We start from the raw sequence: 21,958 nt of genomic DNA, 5'->3' as shown, positions 1-21,958 counted from the left end.
ATTTTCCAAAGTATAGTGTATTATTTTATGTTAAAGCCAGATATTCCCGATGTTCAAGTTCTTATTCAATTCTTACATACCCCAACTCCCTCAGCATGGCTGGAACAAGCAATACAACAACTGCCTTTATTATTACTGGACCATGCGCATTGTGAAAGAAAAGCAGCAGCAACGGCAATCAATTTCATCAGTAAATATCCGGAAAAAGAGGAATTGGTTGCTGTCATGTCACCACTGGCACGAGAAGAATTATTGCATTTTGAAAAAGTCATGATGATTTTAAAAGAACAAAACATTCCTTATGGACCATTACAACCTTCTGCCTATGCTCAAAGATTGCATAAAGAAGTAGCTATTCATTGTGGTACTCCCCGCCTATGCGATCAATTAATTGTCGGGGCTATCATTGAAGCGCGCTCTTGCGAACGATTTAGCGCTTTGGTTCCTTTATTGCAAGATCAATCATTGGCAAAATTTTATGCCTCTCTTGTTAAATCTGAGGCTCGACATTTTCAAGATTATTTGCGTTTGGCAACCCTGTATGGCAAAAACATCGAAACACGCCTGCAACAATTTATTGCACTTGAAAACGAATTAATTTGTGCAAACGATGCGGCATTCCGCTTTCATAGCGGAATACCGGCAGAATGCATGAATTGATGTAAATCTAGGATCTTATTGGAGAAGGCGCGGGTGATTCATCCTCTTCCATGGCAGCAGCATTTCTTGCGGCTTTGCGTAAATCCACGCCAAGTTCTTTGGCACGGGCATACAGGGCGTCCTTATCCGTCTCATTGTAGGCTTGAGCTGCATTCAGTTGCTTCTGATATTTAACAGAATCAAGCAACTGAGCTACTCTTTGGTGTCCTTCAAGGAACAGTTTACCCATGGGATCGGAGGCCGCCATAGCAGTACCTAATTTTTTGCAAAGCCCTACAATTCTGCTCATGGCAGACACCCAGTTATCAAAACCATTTTGACCTTCTGCAATTAATGCATCAGCGGCTTTAGCCAATTCATCCCATTTCTCATCGGCGTGAGCGGTTTTTTCTCGCGCCTTGCTCTACGCTCCAAGGCACCGATTTGCGATTCCTGAAGCTCACGTTTAGCATTTTCTTCCATTTTTGCGCGAATGAATTCTCGAACTTCTTTTAATTCTCGTAAAAGCGCTTCATCGGCTTTCTTTTTGTCTAAGTCGCCCGCCATGTTACTCTTCCTCCGCGATGAGGTCAAAATAAAAACCATTTGAATTATCATAGCACACCAAAACAGGTTTGTCATCCCAGTCACTTAATACGAATTGGCTGTAGGATTTGCCTTGGTATTCATGAATATTTAATCCAGGTTTGTGTATGTGGCCATGAATGACAACTTTAACATTCAATTGTTTCATATGCTCTAACATCGAATCAGAAACTACTTCAAACTGCCACGAGGGTAACTGTCGCCCGCTTTGACTATATGCTCGAACTTTGTTAACGAATTTATTTCTGATCTTAAAGGGAATCCGTAAAAATAATTTGGGGAAAATACGATTGCGAGTCAGACGCCTTAGCCATTGATGACGAACATCCTTGGTGCAATAGCGATCGCCATGAACCAATAATACCCGTTCCACCCCTAATTTAATAACGGCGGGTTCCTCAAGCAACCGTATGTTTGCAAGCTGCGCAAACCGTTGCCCCAATAAAAAATCACGATTTCCATGCATAAAATAAATTGAAACACCTTGGGAGGCCAACCAGGCCAATTGTTCAGCAATGGAGATGCTCCAGGCATCCAGTGCGTCATCCCCAGGCCAGACGTGAAAAAAATCACCCAATATATAGACAGCACGACTATTTTTTGCAGCCCATTTGACAAAATCAAAGAATCGTTTAGTAATCTGCTTTTCTTCAGGATGCAAGTGCAGATCGGAGATAAAAACAGCGGCAATCATAGCAGTTCGATTTGAATATGATCGTCCTGAAGGTAAATCTGGCATGGCTTGGACAAAGGTTCAATTGCATCACTTAGGCGATAATATCCAGCAATAGAAACAAGTTCAGCTTCGAGAGACTGGCAAAAAATTCGAGCCTGTTTGTTGCCATCGATTCCAGCCAGAGCTCGGCCCCGCAAGGCTCCATAGACGTGGATATTTCCATCCGCTAAAAGCTCAGCACCATGACTAACAGCAGCAGTCACAATGAGATCGCCCGCTGTAACCACCTGTTGGCCGGAACGCACTGGCGTTGTTATCAACTTGGTTTTAATGATTTCAGTCACAGACGTTTCTTCTTGATGATTATCCAGCAATAATTTGTCATGGCTGGAAGAAGCATGAACCACTGCAAGTCCTTGACATTGGGCTAATGTATCCAGCATGGCATTACCTCCCTGTACAGCAACCGGGATTAACCCATGTTCACGCGCTACTTGGCAAAAAGCTTGTAAATCCAGCTGACTGCTATCAATAGCTGAACAATCCAAAACAACTGGTGTCTGTTTAAACAAGCGGGGAGCTTGTAATACAATTTCCGCCAGTTGTTGAGAAAAAAGAACCCTATCTGTATCTAATATAGATAGTACAGTAAGGGTATATAGCCTACCTTTTAATTTAAATGCCTGTGATTTCAGTATTTTATCTGCCATGCCTGCGATATCCATCGCTATTTTTTTGTTTATACTAACATGCAGAAATCAATAACAGAAGGCCAGAAACGTGGAGAAATTATGGTTGTCACAGTATCAACAAACTGTCCCAAGTGAAATCAATATGAGTGATTATGTTTCTATCGTTCATATGTTTGAGGAGAGTTGTCAAACCTTTAAAAATCATATTGCTTATGTAAATTTGGGTACTGAAATCAGTTTTGGAGAGCTAGACAAGTTGACTTTACAATTTGCAGCTTATTTACAAGGGCTTGGTTTAAAAAAAGGAAGCCGCATCGCCATTATGATGCCCAACTTATTGCAATACCCTATTGTACTTTTTGCCAGTCTGCGTGCTGGTTTGATTGTTGTGAATACGAACCCGCTTTATACTAGTGATGAACTTGTTCATCAGGTCAATGATTCGGAAGCGGAAGTCATTGTCGTTTTGGCTAATTTTGCCAAAACGGTCGAAAAAGCATTGCCGCAAATGCCTTCTTTAAAGCATGTTATCGTTACTCAGATTGGCGATGTATTTCCCGCCATAAAGCGCATGCTGGTCAATGCTGTCGTTAAATATGTAAAAAAGATGGTTCCTGCTTACCATATTCCAAATGCAATCGATTTTACTCGAGCGCTGCAACGCGGGAAAAATACGACATTCCAGCCCGTTGAGCTAAATCAACAAGATATTGCGTTTCTTCAATACACAGGCGGGACAACCGGTGTTGCCAAAGGAGCCATGCTGACGCATGGGAATATGATTGCGAACGTTTTGCAAGCTTCTGCCTGGATAAAACCCCTGGCAATGGACGATAAGGAAATTATCGTTACCGCTTTACCTTTGTATCATGTGTTTTCTCTTACAGCCAATTGCCTAACATTTTTAAAGCTTGGGGCTAAAAATATATTAATCACCAATCCTCGTGATATTCCCCATTTTATTAAAGAAATCAAACACACAAAGTTTACTGCCATTACTGGCGTCAACACATTATTTAATGCGTTGCTTCATCATCCAAAATTCGATGAAATTGATTTTTCCAAACTTAAATTGGCACTTGCTGGTGGCATGGCATTACAAAAAAGTGTTTCAGTTGAATGGCGGGAAAGAACAAAATCACGGGTGCTTGAAGCTTATGGCCTTACAGAAACAAGCCCTGCTGTTACCATTAATCCTATGTACCTTGAAGAATATAATGGCAGTATCGGTTTGCCCTTGCCATCAACCGACATCTCCGTTCGCGATGAAGATGGCCGCGAACTTCCATTGGGAGAACGCGGTGAGTTATGCGTGAAAGGACCGCAAGTTATGGCGGGGTATTGGCAACGCCCTGAAGAAACAGAGCGTGTGTTTTGGCCCGATGGATTTTTGCGTACTGGGGATATTGCAACCGTTGATGAACAAGGATTTGTTTATCTGGTTGACCGTAAAAAAGACATGATCGTTGTTTCAGGGTTTAACGTGTATCCCAATGAAGTTGAGCAGGTCATTAACATGCATCCCGATGTTTTGGAAGTCGGAGTCATTGGTGTCAATGACGAAAACTCCGGTGAAAAAGTAAAAGCCTGCATTGTAAAAAAACATCCTTCCTTGACAGAAGAAGAAGTCATTACTCACTGTCGTGAGCATTTGACTGCTTACAAGGTTCCAAAAATTATTGAATTTTATGAAGAGTTGCCAAAGTCAAATGTAGGAAAAATTTTAAGGCGAGCATTAAGATAATGTTGCTTTTCCGCGCCCTTTTTTATAAAAATTGGCGCGGAAAATAGCATGTTCGTATATCCAGCCAACAGTATAAATCAATAGGCCAATATGTGGATCATAACGATTTTTTCAATGCATGACGAGTGATCGTTAAGATGGATTATGTCTTGCTCCGTCATCAATAGGGATAATACAACCATTTAAAAAACTTGAACCTGAACTGGCTAAAAAACCACGAGATCGGAAACCTCTTTAGGCTCAGCAAAACGATGAAGAGGGATTCGCCCCTCTATTTTTTGCGCATCTCTTTTCGCGAAGGATCATCCCATACTTCCTTTCCCATATCAGTTAAAACCACAGTAGGACAGATCGCATTAATTTGAATGTTATAGGGCCCCCATTCTACAGCCATGGTTTTTGTGAGCTGATTAAGTCCCGCTTTTGAAGCGGCGTAAGCACCTAAGCCAGGGGTTCCAAAAAAGTTCCTAGGGAGGACACATTAATAATTTTTCCATACCGTTTTGCAATCATACCTGGAACAATATATTTTGATAAAAGAAAAGCGGCGCGTAAATTAACTTGATAGATATCATCCCAGTCTTTAGCAGCTAATTCTAATAAGGGAGCCGCTTTAGCAATTCCAGCATTATTGATCAAAATATCCCAGGAACTATTTAATTCGAGGAGTTTTTTAGCCGCCTCTTCAATGAGATTTACTTCTTTTAAATCAACCTGAATTAAATGGCAATGTCCGCCCGTATCCTCTATAAGCGATTTTGTTTTTTCAAGCCCTTTAATATCTCGACCTAAAACAGCAACATACGCACCTGATTTAGCTAAAGATACCGCAATATCAGCGCCTAATCCCTTAGAGCCACCTGTTACAATTGCATTTTTTCCCTTAAGAGAAAGTTCCATAGAATTCCTTCAAATGTTAATTTCAATAAAAATACTATCCTCAGTAGAGTAAATGGCTCTACCCCAAAAACTGTCTCTTGATCACATTTTCATTAACTCAGTAGCTATCCTCAGTCCTTCAACTCGCTCTTGTAAATGGAACCATCCTTTCGAGATAGTATAGACCAAGCTGGTAGATAATCGTTGTTCCACAATTTTTTATAGTCAGATGGCATTTTCTAGGGGGTTAAATTGCCAATCAACGGGCTGGTTTAGTATAACATAATTGCCTCATAATACGGGCCGTTGCTCCCCATACAAACTGCTCACTGGCAGTAAACTGCCAGCATGAAAAGGTTTTGCCATGCCGTTTTATAGCAATTTCTTGGTAATTACTGAGTTTAGTCACCTCTGCCATAGGTAACGTAATGACGTCGGATACTTCATTTTTATTGATTTCATAGGGCTTTAACGTTGGAATTGTGGCAAACCACGGATAGATGGTTGTTCCAATCAGTGTTTGCTCCGGTTGTAATTCCATGATGAATTTCACTCTTGACGAAGCGATACCCAATTCTTCATGCAGTTCACGTAAGGCGGTTGACCATAAATTAATGTCCCCGCGTTCCCAGCGTCCTCCTGGAAAACAAAATTCCCCGGGGTGATGCCGCAGCTGAAGGCTTCGTTTGGTCAAGATTAACGAATCGCACGATTGTTCATGTAATACAACAACAGCAGATTTTTTAGACATAATTTTATAGCGATGCTCAACACGTTACCAAGTTATTCATAATGGCCTTGATTTTAGTATAGCATTCTAAATACTCTTCTTCGCATGTTGAATCAATGACAATGCCTCCGCCAACCGGTAAATATAAAAAGCCATTTTTGGCTACTGCTGTGCGAATAGCAATGTTTGTATCAAAACGACCATGCAATGAAAAATAACCAATGCTTCCACAATAAACCCCACGCGCAAATGGTTCTTGTTCAGCAATAATACGCATGGCTTCTCTTTTAGGAGCCCCGGTGATTGACCCGCCAGGGAAACAAGCAGCAAACGCTTCCAAAGGTCGGACATCAGCAAGACAATGCGCTTTAATATGACTTACCAAATGATGCACGGCATTAAAACTTTGTAGCTCGCATAAGGAATTCACTTTTACACTCCCAGGTACCGCAATTTTGCCTAAATCATTACGCAACAAATCAACGATCATGATGTTTTCAGCACGATTTTTAGGACAGGAAAGGAGCATTTTTTGGCATTGATCATCTATAACAGCATCATTTGAGCGTTTGGCGGAGCCCTTAATTGGAGAAGCCAACAAATGCTTGTTATTTAGCAAGAGAAAACGTTCTGGAGAAAAACTGAGAATATCAGCATTGTCTAATCGTAAAAAAGCTGAAAAAGGAACAGGATTGCGTTTGTGAATCAAGCGATACATGCCCCACGTATCCCCGGAATAATGAGCTAAAAATGGTTGTGTGTAATTAACTTGATAAGCGCGGCCTTGTGTCAATGCTTGATGAATGGCTTGAAATGCCTGTTGATAATTTTCTTTTGATAATAAAGGCGTCAAGGATTGCAATAAAGTAAATGGCTGAGGAAAGACGGGTTGTTGATGCCAACGCGCCTGAATTTCTTTAAGTATGCTGGCTGTTTCAGGTTTCAGATTCGCTGTTATTAAATGGACTTGCTTGGTTTTATGATCGGCAATGATTGCCCAGTCATAAAAACGTAAGTCAACCATTGGCATATCGGCCAATAAAGGATGAAGAGAGGACTGTATACCAAACAGTTTTGCGCCTAAATCATAGGAAAAATAACCAATCGCACCGCCTTGAAAAGGAAGATCAAGCGTTGTAGAGATACTAGGCAAACGATTTTGGATCTGTTCAAACACACGATTAATTTCAGAATAATCATGCTGAATTTTAAATTCGTCGTAAGGACAAGCGCTCACAATATCATAACGCCCTCTGATTTTATCGCTACTTTCCAGCAATACAAATCCCGGAAGATCACTAAGCGCGTGATAACGGCTAATAAGATCCTCCGTATAGCTTAAAGAATGAACCGTTACATTACTCATGTTTTAATTATTGTTTACCACTGACTTATTAATTGCCATAGCAGAAGTAGTCTTAGTTGTATTTATACCACTAATCGAAATAAGTGCGGGCGGATAAGCTGTGTTCTCAACCGTAAAGTATAATTTACAAGATTTACCTGGTTTGATTTTCAGGCAATCTGTAGCGTCTTGCTTCACATTAGTCCAATTATCCGGTAATTGAGCCTTAACTTGTTCTGCTCTTCAGTATAATTCAGCGTAAATTCTTTTTGCGCCTGGGCATAGGCGCGTTAACATTATACCCATAGTTAACATAGTAGAAAATATATAGTTTTTCATCGCTTGTCCCGAATGATGATCCTTAGGAAATGATAGCATTCCAGGTAATTAATTCCACATTGGAATCCGTATGCAATATTAGAAATGACTATTTTTGAATGGCTCACCGACGCTTGTACTTGTTAATAATAGTCAGAGTCTACCCATTGCAATGGCTGGTGTTTACAAAAAATTATGAGTATTCTATGGGGCTTCTAGCTTAAATGGAGATAAGCCATGGCAACAACAATCGTTGCACGCTTTGAAATACCTTTTAGTCAAATACTCAATAGTGATGGTGAGTTATGTGCTGCCCTACCTGATTTTGCTGAAGACTCATCCACGTTAATTGATTTGTACCGCCAGATGGTTCGCGCCCGTATGTTTGATAAAAAGGCAATCGCCTTACAGCGCACTGGCAAAATGGGAACCTATGCGCCCATTAATGGTCAGGAAGCCATTTCAACTGCAATCGGCCATGCCATGCAGGCAAACGATGTATTGGTGCCTTATTATCGCGATTACGCTGCTCAATTCCAGCGAGGCGTAAAAATGTCTGAGATCCTGGCCTACTGGGGTGGAGATGAGCGAGGCAGCCAATTTTCCTGTGATTCTGAAGATTTACCTATATGTGTTCCTATTGCCTCCCAATGCCTGCATGCTGCAGGCGTGGCTTTTGCTTTTAAACATCGCGCACAACAGCGTGTAGCCGTCGTTTGTATTGGTGAAGGCGGTACTTCAGAAGGTGATTTTTATGAAGCCATGAACGTTGCAGGCGTCTGGAATCTTCCCTTAGTATTTGTGGTTAATAACAACTGCTGGGCTATATCGGTCCCATTAAATAAGCAAACAGCATCGCAAACCATAGCCCAGAAGGCAATCGCTGCTGGATTTAACGGATTACAAGTGGATGGCAATGATATTTTGGCAACGAGACAAGCCCTTGGTGAAGCTATTGCCAAAGCACGACAAGGAGAAGGCCCTACATTAATTGAAGCATTAACCTATCGTCTTTGTGATCATACGACTGCGGATGATGCTACGCGTTATCAGCCTTCACAAGAAGTGAAAGAAGCGGCATTAAACGAACCTCTCAAACGATTTAAACGCTATCTTGAAAAGCAAGGCATTTGGAACGAGGAAAAAGAAGCGGAATTAATTCAATCTTGTTCAAATGAAATACAAAAAGCCGTGGATGAATATTTAAGCAAAACACCCCAATCAATCAGCAGTGCTTTCGATTATCATTTTGAAACACTTCCGGATTATCTTGTTGAACAACGCGCAATTGCTATGGAGGAAGCAGCAAATGGCTGATATTACTCTTGTAGAAGCGGTGACCCAGGCATTAGCCTATGAATTGGCGCATGATGAAAACGTCGTCGTGTTTGGTGAAGACGTCGGTAAAAATGGCGGTGTTTTCCGTGCAACCGTTGGTTTACAGGAACGATTTGGTGAAACACGGGTGTTTGATTCACCGTTGGCCGAATCAATGATTGCAGGTCTTGCCGTAGGGATGTCGGTTCAGGGATTAAAGCCTGTGGCTGAATTTCAATTCATGGGCTTTATTTATCCGGCAATGAATCAAATAATATCGCATGCTGCCCGCATGCGTAATCGTACCCGCGGCCGATTGCATTGTCCTTTGGTATTTCGCGCTCCATTCGGCGGTGGCATTCGAGCACCAGAACATCATTCCGAAAGTACTGAAGCATTGTTTGCGCATATCCCGGGGTTACAGGTTGTTATTCCTTCCTCACCAAAGCGTGCCTATGGATTGCTGCTTGCCGCCATTCGTAACCCTGATCCAGTTATTTTCCTTGAGCCTAAACGAATCTATCGCTTGGTCAAACAACCTGTTGAAGACGATGGCAAGGCTTTGCCTTTAGGTACATGTTTTACTCTCCAGGAAGGAGAAGATGTCACCTTGATAAGCTGGGGTGCAAGCATGCACGAAACTTTACAAGCAGCAAAGCAGCTGGCTGATGAAGGGTTGTCTTGTGAAGTCATTGATGTCGCTACCATCAAACCGTTGGACATCGAGACGATTCTAGCTTCCGTCGAAAAAACAGGACGTTGTGTCATCGTTCATGAAGGTGCAAAAACTTGCGGAGTGGGTGCAGAGATTTCAGCGCAAATCATGGAAAACTGCATGGCGGAATTACTTGCTCCTGTGCAACGGGTAACAGGCTATGATGTTGTCATGCCTTATTTTCAATTGGAAAAACACTATCTTCCCAGCATACGCCGGATTAAAGAAAGTGTTTTAAGCATAATGGAGTAATCATGAATATTTTTAATTTACCTGATTTAGGGGAAGGTTTACCGGACGCCGAAATTCATGAATGGTTTGTTAAAGTGGGAGATCAGGTCAAGGTAGATCAACCCCTGGTTTCCATGGAAACAGCAAAAGCGGTTGTGGATGTTCCCTGCCCGCAAGATGGCACCATTACCAAGCTTTTTGGTAAATCAGGTGATGTCATCAAAACAGGAGAACCGTTAGTTGCCTTTGCAACAGAAGAAACGGTCATTAAAGATAAGGGAACGGTGGTTGGCAATCTTGAAGAAAGTACGGAAATCAGCGAGGACCACTTTGTCATTGGTTCAGGTGCCAATACTCAAAAACGTATTAAAACCACTCCGGCCGTGCGTCTATTAGCAAAAAAACTCGGCGTTGATTTAACGGCGTTGCAAGGCAGCGGTGAACATGGCGTGATTACCCGTGAAGACGTGCAGCGAGAAGCCGACAGAAAATCTCGCCCTAAAGAAGGCTTTGAACCTTTAAAGGGAGTACGCCGAGCCATGCTGAACAGCATGGTGCAATCGCATCAAGAGGTTGTTCCGGTTAGCCTCTTTGATGAAGCAGATATTGAATGCTGGAAGCCCAATGACGATATTACCGTGCGTCTGATTCATGCCATCACTGCTGCTTGTAAAAAAGAGCCTGCATTAAACGCCTGGTTTGATACGGAGCATGGAGCACGCCGCTGTTTTGATGAAGTCCATTTGGGTCTGGCTATGGATACTGAAGATGGCTTGTTTGTACCCGTCATTCGTAATGTGGCTCAATGCTCGGCTAAAGAGTTGCGCGATATTATAAATGAATACAAGCATTCCGTACGTGAACGTGCAGTATCGCCAGAAAAACTAAAAGGCGCAACCATCACCTTATCTAACTTTGGCAAATTTGCTGGGCGTTTTGCAAGCCCAATCATTGTGCCACCTATGGTTGCTATCCTTGCTGTAGGCCGATTATATCAAGGAGCGGTGAGCGTCAATGGGAAAATCGAATCACATCGTTTATTGCCACTTTCATTAAGTTTTGATCATCGTGCGGTGACAGGAGGAGAGGCAACTCGCTTTCTGGGCGCTGTCATGGATTCATTACAACATCCATAATACCAATATGTGCTGTGATGCAGGCCGCCACAGCACATGAGCCGTATCCATTCTCGTAGCCAACCAACCTTAATCACTCAAATCTCCTATCCTTCTCACCCTCAAGATTTAATCAAAATATATACTATAATTGAGTTATCCCTCTTGCTGATGAGATAAAGAATGCCAAAAACCACCTTAGCAATATCGGTTGACACCATTAGGATGAATTCTGATCTTAAGAATCCAGAAAATACTATGTCATTCAACTTTAACGGACTTGATTTTAATGTCAGTTTTCATGAGGATGGGCGTGTGGCTCTACAGATCAATCTCCCTGATGGTGCCGGGCAGGCTGATGAAATACGGTTTCGAGAATATGCTGTCCTGGCACAACAGGCAGCAACCACGGAAGGCGAAGATAGTTTGAAGGCCGTTATTAATTTTTTAGATAATAAGCGTTTTGGTGATGGTCGGTTTGGTCATTGCAGCAATGCAGAAGATTTGAAAACGGTTTTAACCAGATTTTTGCAGCCATCTCAGCCAACCCTGGAAGCGTTGGTGGCTAGGAGCAGAGCTGAACGAGCTGCCGCAAATGACTCTGATACGCCAACTGTACCTGTACCCTCAGTCAAGAGACCAAGACAGGACATACCACCAGGTTTTTTAGAAATATCTGAGGATACCATTCGAATTAGAATGGGGAGCATTGATTCTGAATCCAGGTCACGTACGTTCAAAGTCAAAGGCCTCGATGCTGAAGTTCATTTTGATAGAGACGGAACAGGTATTGAACTTGTGGTGAAAAAACCGCCAGAAGGAGGAGAACAGTTTTCAAACGTTGTCAGGCTGGCACTCACTGCAATGCATGATGTGCAAGAGTCAGAGGAAAACAGAGGCATTAAAAAAATAACTTCGTTTTTAAGCAGATTACTTTTAGAGCCACCAGAGCTCAAAAGTCCAACAACAGCAAAAAGTTTAGAAAGTGCTCTAAACTTCGTTGTGAATAGGCAGGAAGAACAACGTGCTGATGCAAAAGCCAGGGCTCAAGCTGCTGCTGAACAAGAAGCCAGAGAAGCTGCACAAGCCAAAGCAGCTGAAGAAGCCAAGGCTGAAAAAACACATACTGCCACTTTTATGAGTAAATATAGAGAGCGTGGTCCTTCTTCTAAAAGTCATTGGAATGAAAATCGAGTTGTTTTTGATAATTTAGTCAAGCATGCTTATGGTGAGTTGAATTCAGGTAGCGGTCAACGATCAAAAATAACTCTAATTGTTTTAAATTGGGTGCGTGAAGACCATCAAGGCAACTTAACAGCAACGGAGACTGCCCCAGCCAGCTTTAAAAAAGCGCTGGATACTTACAATGCAAGCCCAGAACATCAGTTTATGATGAAATATAAAGAAAGTTTGGGGGTTTTTGCAACGAATCATTGGGCAACGCATGAAGTAAGTTTGGAGGCTATTATTCACCATGCTTATGGTGAAACAGGGGGTACCGGTAAAAGAACAAGAGAGGCTCTCGCAGGCTTAGGTTGGGTGTCTATGGATGAACACGGCAAGTTATCCGCTCGAGAAGATGCTCCAGAAGCCTTCAAAACAACACTTGCAGAGATCAATTCACACAAGTTTCCCGAGCCTCAACAAACTGCTGCATCTCCCGAGCATGAGCTAGGCATGAGCCCCCTACCAACCAAACCTTGATATCTTGCTTGCATACTGCCCTTTTGCACTCTTCACGCTAAGGCCGAGATGCAAGACGCAATTTCTTGCGTCATTTCTTTAGTAGACTTTTGTCAATTTGATTTAGCATGGCCGCTAAACGGCAACCGGCCAAGGCAAGACGTTGCTCAGTAATCCGTTGAGCATTTCGCTGATATTGAGCAGTGGGTATTGCATTATTTTTTAGCGTATAAACGTATTTTACTGCGAGATCGTGCGATTCTTGGGCCCAATGCATTGGTTTATTATCTAATCCCGGCTTGCATGGCCAGCGTTTCTCAATATTTGCTGCCATAGTCATGATTTGTGATTGGCTAAAACGTTTTCCTATCAATAGGCCAGCCCCTTTATCCCAATATAAATGAAGATTATCTGCAATTGGATTTTTCCTGAGAGCTACCTTATTACCACCACGATCGCCTGCTGGCATCGATTTACTAACTCTTGATGCGGCATGCAATGGTTGGTGAAGATCACCGACAACATGCAAAAGAATACGTAAACTAAATCCTTTCTCAAATTCATTAGACTTTTTACTGTTCAAAATGCGACGAGCTTCTTTGATTGCCCAAACGGCATTAACAGGTTGTGGGGAAGGTAAAAGACTGCCATCTTCAGTAAAATACCAGTCTATATAATGCAAACTATTAAACCAATTGACATCATGGTGCCTTAAGCTATCCAGCCATACGGCTGCATTGATGAAACTGTCCGCACGATATTCCTTATCTAAAGCATGATTATAATGATTAAACGTAGCACGGGCATGTGGGGTCAAATAATCATAAGCAATTTGTGCAATCAATTGATGCCCTAACGCGTTCCAGGCGAAGGTCTGAAACGGTAAAAGACACCCTGCCAGTATGAATGCAAGCGTTTTATTTTTCATACCAATAGGCTGAATCATCCTAAATAGGGGGACCAGGATGGCTCCTGCACATCTCCTTGTCGGGATGGCAAGCGCATTCGAATACGTCCATCAATCGATACTACTGCCAATACTCCTTTATCTTGATGATGGGTTGCATAAAGGATTAAGCGTCCATTTGGTGCAACGGAAGGAGATTCATCCATTGGAGAGTATGTCAATTGCGTGATTCGACCGGTATCGGTATTTTGCACACCGATGTTAAATTGTTTATCTTCACGATGCAGTAAGACAATGTTTCTCTGATTCGGCGTATAAGAGGCGCGAGCATTATAATTACCCTCAAAGGTCACTCGATTTATTCTTCCATCTGCCAATGACAGCCGGTAAACTTGCGGTGCCCCTCCTCTGCCAGAAGTAAATAATAAAGAGCGACCATCTGGCGCATAATGAGGTTCGGTATCAATCGCATCACCGAAGGTCAATTGTTTCATAGCACCGCTGGCTAAATCGACCCTGTATATTTTAGGTGTGCCTTCTTTTGAGAGAACGACAGCCAATTCACGGCCATCAGGAGACCAGGCAGGAGCACCATTAATGCCTGGGAAATTAGTGACCAAACGACGATTTCCGGTTGCAACATTCACCGTAAAGATTTGCGCCCGTTTCTTTTCAAAGGACACATAGGCAATCTGCGTCCCATCAGGAGACCAGGCTGGGGACATGATGGGCTCCGTTGAAATGAGCAAGCTTTGGGGATTGTGGCCGTCAACATCCGCTACTTCCAAAGAATATTTTTGTCTTCCCTGGTCGCGTTGAACTAAAATATAAGCAATTCGAGTAGAAAATACGCCACGTTCCCCGGTTAATTTTTGATAGACTTCATCGCTTATATGATGTGCCAGTGCTCTTAACTCATTGGCATTGATTTGAAAGCTCTTTGCTAACAGCAAGCGACCGTGCGCCGCTGCATCCAATAATTCAAAGTGAACATCATAACGATTAAACCCAATTTGCGTTACTTGTCCTGATAACACACTATCAGCCCCACCTTGGCGCCAAGTATTCACATCAGAACCAGGCTGAATTTCGGGAATGATTTTAAATTGGCCGGAAAAACGCAGATCATTTTCAATAATGCCATTGAGCATTTGTCCAGCTTGCCCACCATTAAAGGTATTAATGCCAATAGGCAATGCGGCATTAATGCCTTGCGTTAACTCCAGATCGAGCGAAAAAGCCATTTTAGTAAACAATAAAAACAGAATGGCTATAAATCGATTCATCACAAATTACCCCCTGACGTTTTCGGGACGTACGGTTAAACTTATATCACGAAACATATTAAATGCATCCGGATCACTTGGCACGGGCAGTGGAGATGCTTTATAAATGGCTGACTGGGCTGAGCGGTCAAGAATAGGATCCCCGCTACTGCGAATCAGACTAACTTCAAGAACAGCACCATTGGGAGCAAGTCGAATACGGAACTTGCTGGATAATTGGTTATCGACATTCTCAGGCAATATCCATTGACGACTAATGGCATTAATGATTAATGCCTTATATTTATCCACCTCTCCGGCAATCCGGGCATTTTTTTCCGCATCTCGTGCTGCTTGTTCTATCTCAGCCTGTCTTTTTCTTTCTTGCTCGGCTTTGGCTTGCGCTTCACGCGCCTTTTGCTCCCGGGCTTCTTCCTCTGCTTTTTTCTTTTTCAATTCAGCCAGTTTAGCTGCTTCTTCTTCCTGCTGTTTTTGCAGCTGGAGCTGTTTCTTTTTCATGTCAGCCAGACGTTGCTCTTCTTCTTGCTTTTGTTTTGCTAATTGTTGCAAGCGTTTTTGTTCTTCAACCAGTTGCTGTTGGCGCGCCTTAGCCAATTTGGCAGCTTCATTTTTTAATTTTTCCAGACGTTGCTGTTCTTCAACACGACGTTTACGAGCCACTTCCGCCTGTTGCATCAATGCCCGCTGTCTTCTTTCTTCAGCCTGTTTCTGTCGTAAGCGTTCGGACTTTAAACGGTTAACCGTTTCCATGACTTCCTGATTATCAACGCTCACTGCTTTAATGGCCTGTTCTTGAGGTTGCGGTTCCATTTGCTGGATTTGATGATTCTCATTTTTAGCCTCAAGCGTTAAAACAGGGTGCTTATTGCTAGGTTCTGATACTAAAAAAATCACAATCAAAACATGCAACATAATGGCAGCGGCAAACGCCACACGATAACTTTTCTCCGCCATCATGCCATATCCCCCTGAGTTAATTCAGAAGAATCAGTAATTAGCCCAACCTGTTCAGCGCCAGCTTGTTTTAATAGACTCATTGCAATAACCACTTTACCGTAAGGAACTCCTTGATCACCCTTAACCAGAACATTAATCGGTTTTCCTGATTGACGTGCCAACTCCAATTCGGCAGCAACACGCACCATCAAGGCTTGCGGCGCCATTGGCATGTCCGGGGTTGAACTAATATTCAAAAAATAATCGCCTTGTCGATCGACAGACACAATAATAGGTTCACGTTCAGCCGCCTTAATTGTGTCACTCGCTGCTTTAGGTAAATCAACGGTGACCCCTTGCGTCAACATGGGAGCTGTGATCATAAAAATAACCAAAAGAACCAGCATGACGTCAATGTAAGGAACAACATTAATTTCAGCAATTGGACGAGTACGTATGCCTTTCTTTTTCATCATGAAATTCATCCTCTTCCAGGTGATGAAGTTTGCTGTGTGATTAATGCGATGAGCTCTTCTTGAAAAAGATCATATCTATCCAGCAAAGCATTTGACCATGCCGTATAACGGTTAAAAGCAATAACCGCGGGGATAGCAGTAAATAATCCAAGCGCTGTTGCCACCAAGGCTTCTGAAATACCAGGAGCCACCATGGCAATAGTGGCTTGTTGAGCATGACCTAATGCTTGGAAAGAAGTCATAATTCCCCATACCGTGCCAAATAGACCGACGTAAGGGGCAATAGAACCCACCGAAGCAAACAAAGGCAAATGTTGTTCAAGTCGCTCAGCTTCTTTGGCATGACTGATTTGCATCACTCTTTGTATGGGCTCCAATACAATTTGACCCAGTTTACGGATACGTAAAAACTCTTTGAATCCAGAGTGGAAAATAGCAGCCAAGCCATACCTATCCGTTGAATTTGAATCAAGTTCTGCGTAGAGCTTGCTTAAATCACCAGACTCCCAAAAGCGTTTACTAAATGTTTCATAGTGCTGCTTGATGCGTCTAAAAAACCAAGCTCTTTGTATAATAAGCGTCCACGAAACAATCGAGGCAGCCAGCAAAATCAGCATGACCGTTTTTACAACCAATCCTGCTTGAAAAAAATAACCCAAAACATTGGCATTGGCCATGTTCTACTCCTTTAATAAAGTATCTGGTAAACGTTTCGGCTTTAAATGGTCATTTACACAGACAACACAGACAATCACTTCACTTAATAAATGGTTTGTTTGATTATACATCAGTTGTCTAAACTCCAAAGTGCTTGCTCTGGAACGCGTGCACTTTGTTTTAATCGTCAGAAGCTCATCCAATCTGGCTGGATGAAAATAGCGTATGTGTACATCACGAATGGCGAAATGTGTACCATATTTTGCCATTGAAGTCAAAGATAACCCAAAATCACGTAACATATCCGTGCGTGCGCGCTCAAAAAAATACAAATAATTCGCATGATAAACAATGCCCATGTGATCGACATCTTCAACGTACACCCTAAAATAGCTGTTATGTTCCTTATCTATTATCATAAATATTAATCAGGCTCTGTCATTACCAGGCCAAAATGCTGATAAGCCAATTGAGTTGCCATTCTTCCTCTGGGGGTTCGCATTAAAAATCCCTGTTGGATAAGATAAGGTTCAAGAACATCTTCTATCGTTCCTTTTTCTTCCCCAATGGCCGCAGCAATGCTATCAATACCCACAGGACCACCGGCAAAACGTTCAATAATAGCAAGCAGCAATTTCCTGTCCATCACATCAAAGCCATGTTCATCCACATGCAACATGTCTAAAGCACATTGTGCTATTGATTTATCGATGACGCCGTTGCCTTTTACTTCTGCATAGTCCCGTACTCGTCTTAATAAGCGATTGGCAATACGCGGTGTTCCACGAGCGCGTAAAGCAATTTCACTCGCACCTTCATCATCGGTTGGGACATGCAATAATCGGGCTGAACGGCTCACAATATGCGTCAAAGCGGCAACAGAATAAAACTCCAGGCGTTGAACGATTCCAAAACGATCGCGCAGAGGAGAAGTTAAAGAACCGGCACGTGTCGTTGCACCAATTAACGTAAATGGTGGCAATTCCAATTTGATAGAGCGTGCTGCAGGACCTTCACCTATCATAATGTCCAATTTATAATCTTCCATGGCTGGATATAATATTTCTTCAATAACAGGACTAAGCCGATGGATTTCGTCAATAAACAAAACATCGTTTTCCTGTAAATTAGTCAAAATAGCAGCAATATCTCCGGCGCGCTCCAACACAGGACCGGACGTCTGTCGCAAATTAACACCCATTTCATGAGCAATAATATTAGCGAGTGTTGTTTTACCCAATCCTGGCGGTCCAAAGACAAGGACATGATCCAGCGCATCATGACGTTTCAGCGCAGCATCAATAAATATCCTCATTTGTGATCGAACCTCATCTTGACCAATGTACTCTTCAAGATTTAATGGTCTAATCGCCCTATCGATGGCATCTTCTGATAAGATGGCTTGCGAACTAATTAAACGATCACTTTCCAGCATGGAAACAAGGTTGTTAGTTATGATGTCAGGATTTTAACATAGGTTTTATAACAAGGCTTGTTAGAATTTTATCAAATTTTTAAAAAAATATTTTTATCTGAATGGTTTTTATATGGTACAAATTTTGTTAATATGTATAAAAAATGCTTACTATAATGCACTCTGAATTTCTTATTATCTTATGTCTGTTGCGCAATCGTCCCCCTATGTAAAGTCTTCTCGCCTTTTAGCTCTGGATGTATTTCGCGGTTTAACCGTTGCACTAATGATTTTGGTTAATAGCCCAGGCAATAAAACAGCATACTCATGGCTAATGCATTCTTCATGGCATGGATGCACCTTGGCTGATTTTGTTTTTCCCTTTTTTATCTTCATGGTTGGAATATCCTTAAGCTTCACATTGACGAAAGCTCGTACTCAACACGCATCGCTTCAAAATTTATTACAAAAAATCTGCAAGCGTTCTATCGCGTTGTTTTTAATTGGGTTGGCTTTAAACTTATTTCCTCATTTTGATTTCACCACACTTCGTTTTTTCGGTGTGTTGCAGCGTATCGCCATTTGTTACTTTGTTGCTTCCTTGCTCTTTTTAACGACAAAACCACGGACACAGCTTCTTATTTCATTCTTCATACTGATTGCCTATTGGATTATGATGACCAAAATTGCCATTCCTGTATATGGCGCAAATGATCTCAGTCAGACAGGAAATGTTGCAGCTTTTGTGGACCGATTACTTTTTTCTTCGTCCCATTTATATGGCAAGGTCTTTGATCCAGAAGGATTGTTAAGTACTCTTCCTGCCATTGCCACCGCATTATTAGGCAATCTTACAGGTATCTGGCTGTTGTCTGTTTATTCAAAAAAACAAAAATTAACTGGACTGTATAGTATAGGTGCCCTTTTGGCCACTACCGGATGGATATGGGGAATAGAATTTCCAATTAATAAAGCACTTTGGACCAGTTCTTATGTTTTATGGACTGGTGGAATGGCATTACTTGTTTTGGCTCTCTGCTATTGGTTAATTGAAATAAAAGCTTGGCAAAACTGGACAGAACCCTTTAAAGTATTTGGAACCAATGCCATGCTGGCGTATGTTCTGCATGTTTTTTTCTTAAAAGTTCAAGCCATGATTGTTTTGCAACATGCGGATGGTTCATCAGGCAATTTAAAACAATGGATTACTGACTCCATGTTTGGTTGGGCGCCCCTCCCCATGTCTTCTTTGTTGTACGCATTCAGTTACACTGGCTTATGGCTAGCTATTCTCTGGATTTTTATTTCTAATAAAAAAAATCAGCTCAACCTTCCCTCTACCAAGCATAATTGTATTATTTTATTTTCGTCAGAATACACAATAGACTTTTTTGTGAAACCGGTATTTGATCCGCAAACAAAGTTATGTTTTTTCGACAACCATGAGCCCCAGTTAAGCTCAAAATAAAAAGAACCCGGCATCAAAGCAAATGGACATGCGTTCATATTTAATCTGTTGCCCATTTGCGTGGTGTAAAATCCACTCCCCAGACTGGTAGGACAACTTGCTATAAACAGACAGCGAATTATTAAAAAAAAGGGCAGAACGCAGCAAAAGAAATAAGATTCCTGATATCGTTATTAGGGTAATCAGCGACCATGCAGATTGCCACCATGCAAACGCCGCTATACCATAAGCAAGCAATGTCAACTTTAAATAATCTCTGGATGGATTAATGATTACCGTGATGTTTGACAATGGCGACAATATCAATCAACTCCCTGTCCTTAGGCTGCTCATATCCCATTAGCCAAGCATAAATATCCGGATCCTGACAGCTCAATAATTTTTCAAATGCCTCAACCTGGTTGCTTGATAAAAATTCGAATTGTTTTTCCATAAATCGATTAAGAATTAAATCCAGTTCAAGCATGCCTCGACGGCAATGCCAAATTATTTTGGCCCTTTTTTCAGAAGAAATCATTTAACAGCATAATAGAAGATTTTAATACGCTCCAATGGTACACTACGCACCTTGTAACAGCAATCCAATATCCCAATGACTGGAACACAATATCTTATTAATCATCGTCCCCTTTCCATATACTCACCTCTGAATCAGGAGTTATTTTTTGAATCTCATAAAAATTATCTGTTTGATTTGTCTTATCTTGGCGTGATGAATGTCGAAGGAAAACATGGCAGCGAGTTTTTACAAGGACAAATCAGTTGTGATGTGCGGGAAATCAATACCAAGCAAATGCGCCAAGGCGCTCTCTGTAATTTAAAAGGACGAGTGACGGCTTTACTTGATGTATTGGCATGGCAAGGGCTTCATCTCATTCTTCCTGATGATTTGGTCATTGAAACCCAACGGTCACTGATGAAAGCTGCCATGCTTTCCCGAGTGAACGTACAACGGTCCTCGGCTCATCAACTGTTTGGATTATATCTACAAAATAAAGATGATTTGCTTCCTTTTAACATCGAGCTACCTCTGGAACGATGGGGGGTATCGAGTCATGAAACATACTGCTGTTATCACTTAGGAGATAATTTTTTTATTGTCCTTGTATCATCCAAACAGACGGCGACCTTTATATCCTCCTTTCATGCACAAAACCAGTGGCGCGGCTCCCTGGCATGGCATGCATTGCAACTGCAGCATCGCCGCATTGAAATTTACCCAGAATCACGCGGATTATTTCTGCCTCATCGGCTAGGTTTGCATCTTTCAGGTTATTTGAATTTCAATAAAGGATGTTACAAAGGGCAGGAAATTATTGCACGAACCCATTTTCGTGCAACATTAAAACACGAGTTAAAATTATTTGTCATAGAGACCAGCGAACCCTTATGCTCAGGCCAAAAAATGTACGCTAATTATCGTGATATAGAAATTGGGGAACTCATTGATTTTTGCCCCATAAAAGATGAAAAATTTATCATTGCTGCAAGTGTCTTATTTGATCACCCGTCTCAGTGTTTGATTGAAGGGCATCAGCATCCTGTTTGCCTTTCCTAGAGCCGGGTAACATGCTTTGCAACACATCATCCTTATCAAGGAAGAAATGTTTCATAGCACCGGCAACATGCAACACAATCAGGACAATTAAAATCCAGGCAATGACTTCATGAGTTTCATTCATGAATGTTGCCAGTTCTTTATTCGGCGTAATTGGCAAAGGAACTGGAAATAATCCAAAAAAAATGGGCGTTCTATTTGCAGCCACTGACATAATCCAGCCGCTCATTGGCATGGCGAACAAAAATATATACAAGCCGTATTGCACACTTCTTGCCAATATTTTTTGCCAACCAGGGACGGTGGGCGGTAAAGATGGCTTACCGCGATAAAATATCCAAATAATACGCAAAAAAAGCAGGAAAAGAACAACTAATCCAAACGACTTATGCGTCAGATACCCCAACGGTTGATGCCTTTCAGGCAAGTCTTCCAGAAAAAAACTTAATGACAACATGGCTATCACAATGACAGCACTTAACCAGTGAATTATTTTAGAACTCTTTGAATAAGTATCTACAGCCTGTTTTAACACGTCCACTCCTTGTTGTTACCGTAAAAAAACA

24 protein-coding genes and 1 pseudogene are annotated in these 21,958 nt (G+C 41.8%); 8 read left to right on the top strand and 17 right to left on the bottom strand.

The genetic code is table 11. The annotated features are described in order from the left end of the window. The first annotated feature begins 27 nt into the window (after positions 1–27). Complete coding sequence (locus LOA_RS06950; protein WP_025385704.1) at positions 28–660, top strand: MiaE family protein; 633 nt, start codon at positions 28–30, stop codon at positions 658–660. Between the two features lie 7 nt (positions 661–667). Here the strand turns inward: LOA_RS06950 and LOA_RS06945 are convergent, their stop codons facing one another. From LOA_RS06945 to minC, 4 genes are read right to left on the bottom strand one after another with little or no spacing between them, the layout of a single operon-like run. Then, positions 668–1,015 carry a hypothetical protein gene (locus LOA_RS06945; RefSeq protein ID WP_025385703.1) on the bottom strand — a complete coding sequence of 116 codons (348 nt, stop codon included), beginning with the start codon at positions 1,013–1,015 and terminating at the stop codon, positions 668–670. Beyond that, the gene (locus tag LOA_RS06940) at positions 991–1,206 is read right to left on the bottom strand and encodes a hypothetical protein (protein WP_025385702.1); all 216 of its coding nucleotides are present in this window, start codon (positions 1,204–1,206) and stop codon (positions 991–993) included. The genes LOA_RS06945 and LOA_RS06940 overlap by 25 nt, the downstream gene beginning before the upstream one ends. A 1-nt stretch (position 1,207) precedes the next feature. Continuing rightward, complete coding sequence (locus LOA_RS06935; RefSeq protein WP_025385701.1) at positions 1,208–1,939, bottom strand: UDP-2,3-diacylglucosamine diphosphatase; 732 nt, start codon at positions 1,937–1,939, stop codon at positions 1,208–1,210. After that, positions 1,936–2,631, bottom strand: a complete 696-nt coding sequence (gene minC, locus LOA_RS06930; RefSeq protein ID WP_025385700.1) for a septum site-determining protein MinC — start codon at positions 2,629–2,631, stop codon at positions 1,936–1,938. The genes LOA_RS06935 and minC overlap by 4 nt, the downstream gene beginning before the upstream one ends. A gap of 70 nt (positions 2,632–2,701) precedes the next feature. On the opposite strand from minC, the gene LOA_RS06925 reads away from it, so the two are divergent. Then, positions 2,702–4,357, top strand: a complete 1,656-nt coding sequence (locus tag LOA_RS06925; protein ID WP_025385699.1) for an AMP-binding protein — start codon at positions 2,702–2,704, stop codon at positions 4,355–4,357. A 271-nt stretch (positions 4,358–4,628) separates the two neighbouring features. Here LOA_RS06925 and LOA_RS16210 read toward each other — a convergent pair. From LOA_RS16210 to pabB, 4 genes and pseudogenes are all read right to left on the bottom strand, one after another. Then, positions 4,629–4,754, bottom strand: a pseudogene (locus LOA_RS16210) (SDR family oxidoreductase); the annotation flags it as partial. A 44-nt stretch (positions 4,755–4,798) separates the two neighbouring features. After that, entirely contained in the window at positions 4,799–5,257 is a 459-nt protein-coding gene (locus LOA_RS06920) for an SDR family NAD(P)-dependent oxidoreductase (RefSeq protein WP_052335915.1), read from the bottom strand. A gap of 238 nt (positions 5,258–5,495) precedes the next feature. After that, complete coding sequence (locus LOA_RS06915; RefSeq protein WP_025385698.1) at positions 5,496–5,987, bottom strand: NUDIX hydrolase; 492 nt, start codon at positions 5,985–5,987, stop codon at positions 5,496–5,498. A gap of 16 nt (positions 5,988–6,003) precedes the next feature. Beyond that, the gene (gene pabB, locus LOA_RS06910; protein WP_025385697.1) at positions 6,004–7,332 is read right to left on the bottom strand and encodes an aminodeoxychorismate synthase component I; all 1,329 of its coding nucleotides are present in this window, start codon (positions 7,330–7,332) and stop codon (positions 6,004–6,006) included. Between the two features lie 534 nt (positions 7,333–7,866). On the opposite strand from pabB, the gene pdhA reads away from it, so the two are divergent. The 4 genes from pdhA to LOA_RS06890 all read left to right on the top strand — a co-directional run bounded on the left by pdhA (position 7,867) and on the right by LOA_RS06890 (position 12,711). Beyond that, positions 7,867–8,946, top strand: coding sequence for a pyruvate dehydrogenase (acetyl-transferring) E1 component subunit alpha (gene pdhA / locus LOA_RS06905; protein ID WP_025385696.1), 1,080 nt, complete (start codon positions 7,867–7,869; stop codon positions 8,944–8,946). After that, entirely contained in the window at positions 8,939–9,913 is a 975-nt protein-coding gene (locus LOA_RS06900) for an alpha-ketoacid dehydrogenase subunit beta (RefSeq protein ID WP_025385695.1), read from the top strand. The genes pdhA and LOA_RS06900 overlap by 8 nt, the downstream gene beginning before the upstream one ends. Before the next feature lie 2 nt (positions 9,914–9,915). Further along, entirely contained in the window at positions 9,916–11,028 is a 1,113-nt protein-coding gene (locus LOA_RS06895) for a dihydrolipoamide acetyltransferase family protein (protein WP_025385694.1), read from the top strand. A gap of 162 nt (positions 11,029–11,190) precedes the next feature. Continuing rightward, entirely contained in the window at positions 11,191–12,711 is a 1,521-nt protein-coding gene (locus LOA_RS06890; protein WP_025385693.1) for a hypothetical protein, read from the top strand. A 70-nt stretch (positions 12,712–12,781) separates the two neighbouring features. Here the strand turns inward: LOA_RS06890 and LOA_RS06885 are convergent, their stop codons facing one another. Genes LOA_RS06885 through ruvB form a run of 7 tightly spaced genes read right to left on the bottom strand, consistent with a single transcriptional unit; the run spans position 12,782 to position 18,387 of the window. Then, entirely contained in the window at positions 12,782–13,618 is an 837-nt protein-coding gene (locus LOA_RS06885; protein ID WP_025385692.1) for a S1/P1 nuclease, read from the bottom strand. A gap of 14 nt (positions 13,619–13,632) precedes the next feature. Next, entirely contained in the window at positions 13,633–14,883 is a 1,251-nt protein-coding gene (gene tolB / locus LOA_RS06880; RefSeq protein WP_420324032.1) for a Tol-Pal system beta propeller repeat protein TolB, read from the bottom strand. A 6-nt stretch (positions 14,884–14,889) separates the two neighbouring features. Further along, complete coding sequence (tolA, locus tag LOA_RS06875; RefSeq protein WP_025385690.1) at positions 14,890–15,840, bottom strand: cell envelope integrity protein TolA; 951 nt, start codon at positions 15,838–15,840, stop codon at positions 14,890–14,892. Beyond that, positions 15,837–16,295, bottom strand: coding sequence for a protein TolR (tolR, locus tag LOA_RS06870; RefSeq protein WP_025385689.1), 459 nt, complete (start codon positions 16,293–16,295; stop codon positions 15,837–15,839). Before tolR ends, tolA begins: the two co-directional genes overlap by 4 nt. A gap of 5 nt (positions 16,296–16,300) precedes the next feature. Next, a complete protein-coding gene (gene tolQ / locus LOA_RS06865) occupies positions 16,301–16,972 on the bottom strand; it encodes a protein TolQ (RefSeq protein ID WP_025385688.1) in 672 nt (223 codons plus the stop codon). Between the two features lie 3 nt (positions 16,973–16,975). Then, positions 16,976–17,371 carry a YbgC/FadM family acyl-CoA thioesterase gene (locus tag LOA_RS06860; protein ID WP_042238803.1) on the bottom strand — a complete coding sequence of 132 codons (396 nt, stop codon included), beginning with the start codon at positions 17,369–17,371 and terminating at the stop codon, positions 16,976–16,978. Positions 17,372–17,376: 5 nt separating this feature from the next. Next, on the bottom strand, positions 17,377–18,387 hold the full coding sequence (gene ruvB / locus LOA_RS06855) for a Holliday junction branch migration DNA helicase RuvB (protein ID WP_025385686.1): 1,011 nt from the start codon (positions 18,385–18,387) through the stop codon (positions 17,377–17,379). Between the two features lie 181 nt (positions 18,388–18,568). Between ruvB and LOA_RS06850 the strand changes: the two genes are divergently transcribed. Further along, the gene (locus LOA_RS06850; protein WP_025385685.1) at positions 18,569–19,834 is read left to right on the top strand and encodes an acyltransferase family protein; all 1,266 of its coding nucleotides are present in this window, start codon (positions 18,569–18,571) and stop codon (positions 19,832–19,834) included. A gap of 265 nt (positions 19,835–20,099) precedes the next feature. Here the strand turns inward: LOA_RS06850 and LOA_RS06840 are convergent, their stop codons facing one another. After that, entirely contained in the window at positions 20,100–20,351 is a 252-nt protein-coding gene (locus LOA_RS06840) for an FAD assembly factor SdhE (protein ID WP_025385683.1), read from the bottom strand. 75 nt (positions 20,352–20,426) lie between these two features. Between LOA_RS06840 and ygfZ the strand changes: the two genes are divergently transcribed. Then, positions 20,427–21,392 (top strand): CAF17-like 4Fe-4S cluster assembly/insertion protein YgfZ, encoded by a 966-nt coding sequence (gene ygfZ / locus LOA_RS06835; RefSeq protein ID WP_025385682.1) that lies wholly within the window; start codon positions 20,427–20,429, stop codon positions 21,390–21,392. Here the strand turns inward: ygfZ and LOA_RS06830 are convergent. Then, positions 21,313–21,927 (bottom strand): cytochrome b, encoded by a 615-nt coding sequence (locus LOA_RS06830; protein ID WP_025385681.1) that lies wholly within the window; start codon positions 21,925–21,927, stop codon positions 21,313–21,315. The two genes, ygfZ and LOA_RS06830, sit on opposite strands and share 80 nt — an antisense overlap. Between the last annotated feature and the right edge of the window lie 31 nt (positions 21,928–21,958).

The organism is Legionella oakridgensis ATCC 33761 = DSM 21215 (assembly GCF_000512355.1).
Taxonomy (GTDB): domain Bacteria; phylum Pseudomonadota; class Gammaproteobacteria; order Legionellales; family Legionellaceae; genus Legionella_A; species Legionella_A oakridgensis.
This window is presented reverse-complemented; position numbering and strand designations above follow the sequence as displayed.

Coding starts and splice junctions, on each gene's coding strand:
- LOA_RS06840 (WP_025385683.1), bottom strand. CDS start 20,351: ATGATTTCTTCTGAAAAAAGGGCCAAAATAATTTGGCATTGCCGTCGA.
- LOA_RS06850 (WP_025385685.1), top strand. CDS start 18,569: ATGTCTGTTGCGCAATCGTCCCCCTATGTAAAGTCTTCTCGCCTTTTA.
- tolR (WP_025385689.1), bottom strand. CDS start 16,295: ATGATGAAAAAGAAAGGCATACGTACTCGTCCAATTGCTGAAATTAAT.
- tolQ (WP_025385688.1), bottom strand. CDS start 16,972: ATGGCCAATGCCAATGTTTTGGGTTATTTTTTTCAAGCAGGATTGGTT.
- LOA_RS06890 (WP_025385693.1), top strand. CDS start 11,191: ATGCCAAAAACCACCTTAGCAATATCGGTTGACACCATTAGGATGAAT.
- LOA_RS06915 (WP_025385698.1), bottom strand. CDS start 5,987: ATGTCTAAAAAATCTGCTGTTGTTGTATTACATGAACAATCGTGCGAT.
- minC (WP_025385700.1), bottom strand. CDS start 2,631: ATGGCAGATAAAATACTGAAATCACAGGCATTTAAATTAAAAGGTAGG.
- LOA_RS06860 (WP_042238803.1), bottom strand. CDS start 17,371: ATGATAATAGATAAGGAACATAACAGCTATTTTAGGGTGTACGTTGAA.
- LOA_RS06885 (WP_025385692.1), bottom strand. CDS start 13,618: ATGAAAAATAAAACGCTTGCATTCATACTGGCAGGGTGTCTTTTACCG.
- LOA_RS06900 (WP_025385695.1), top strand. CDS start 8,939: ATGGCTGATATTACTCTTGTAGAAGCGGTGACCCAGGCATTAGCCTAT.
- LOA_RS06920 (WP_052335915.1), bottom strand. CDS start 5,257: ATGGAACTTTCTCTTAAGGGAAAAAATGCAATTGTAACAGGTGGCTCT.
- ygfZ (WP_025385682.1), top strand. CDS start 20,427: ATGACTGGAACACAATATCTTATTAATCATCGTCCCCTTTCCATATAC.
- ruvB (WP_025385686.1), bottom strand. CDS start 18,387: ATGCTGGAAAGTGATCGTTTAATTAGTTCGCAAGCCATCTTATCAGAA.
- LOA_RS06895 (WP_025385694.1), top strand. CDS start 9,916: ATGAATATTTTTAATTTACCTGATTTAGGGGAAGGTTTACCGGACGCC.
- pabB (WP_025385697.1), bottom strand. CDS start 7,332: ATGAGTAATGTAACGGTTCATTCTTTAAGCTATACGGAGGATCTTATT.
- tolB (WP_420324032.1), bottom strand. CDS start 14,883: ATGAATCGATTTATAGCCATTCTGTTTTTATTGTTTACTAAAATGGCT.
- LOA_RS06940 (WP_025385702.1), bottom strand. CDS start 1,206: ATGGCGGGCGACTTAGACAAAAAGAAAGCCGATGAAGCGCTTTTACGA.
- LOA_RS06950 (WP_025385704.1), top strand. CDS start 28: ATGTTAAAGCCAGATATTCCCGATGTTCAAGTTCTTATTCAATTCTTA.
- tolA (WP_025385690.1), bottom strand. CDS start 15,840: ATGATGGCGGAGAAAAGTTATCGTGTGGCGTTTGCCGCTGCCATTATG.
- pdhA (WP_025385696.1), top strand. CDS start 7,867: ATGGCAACAACAATCGTTGCACGCTTTGAAATACCTTTTAGTCAAATA.
- LOA_RS06935 (WP_025385701.1), bottom strand. CDS start 1,939: ATGATTGCCGCTGTTTTTATCTCCGATCTGCACTTGCATCCTGAAGAA.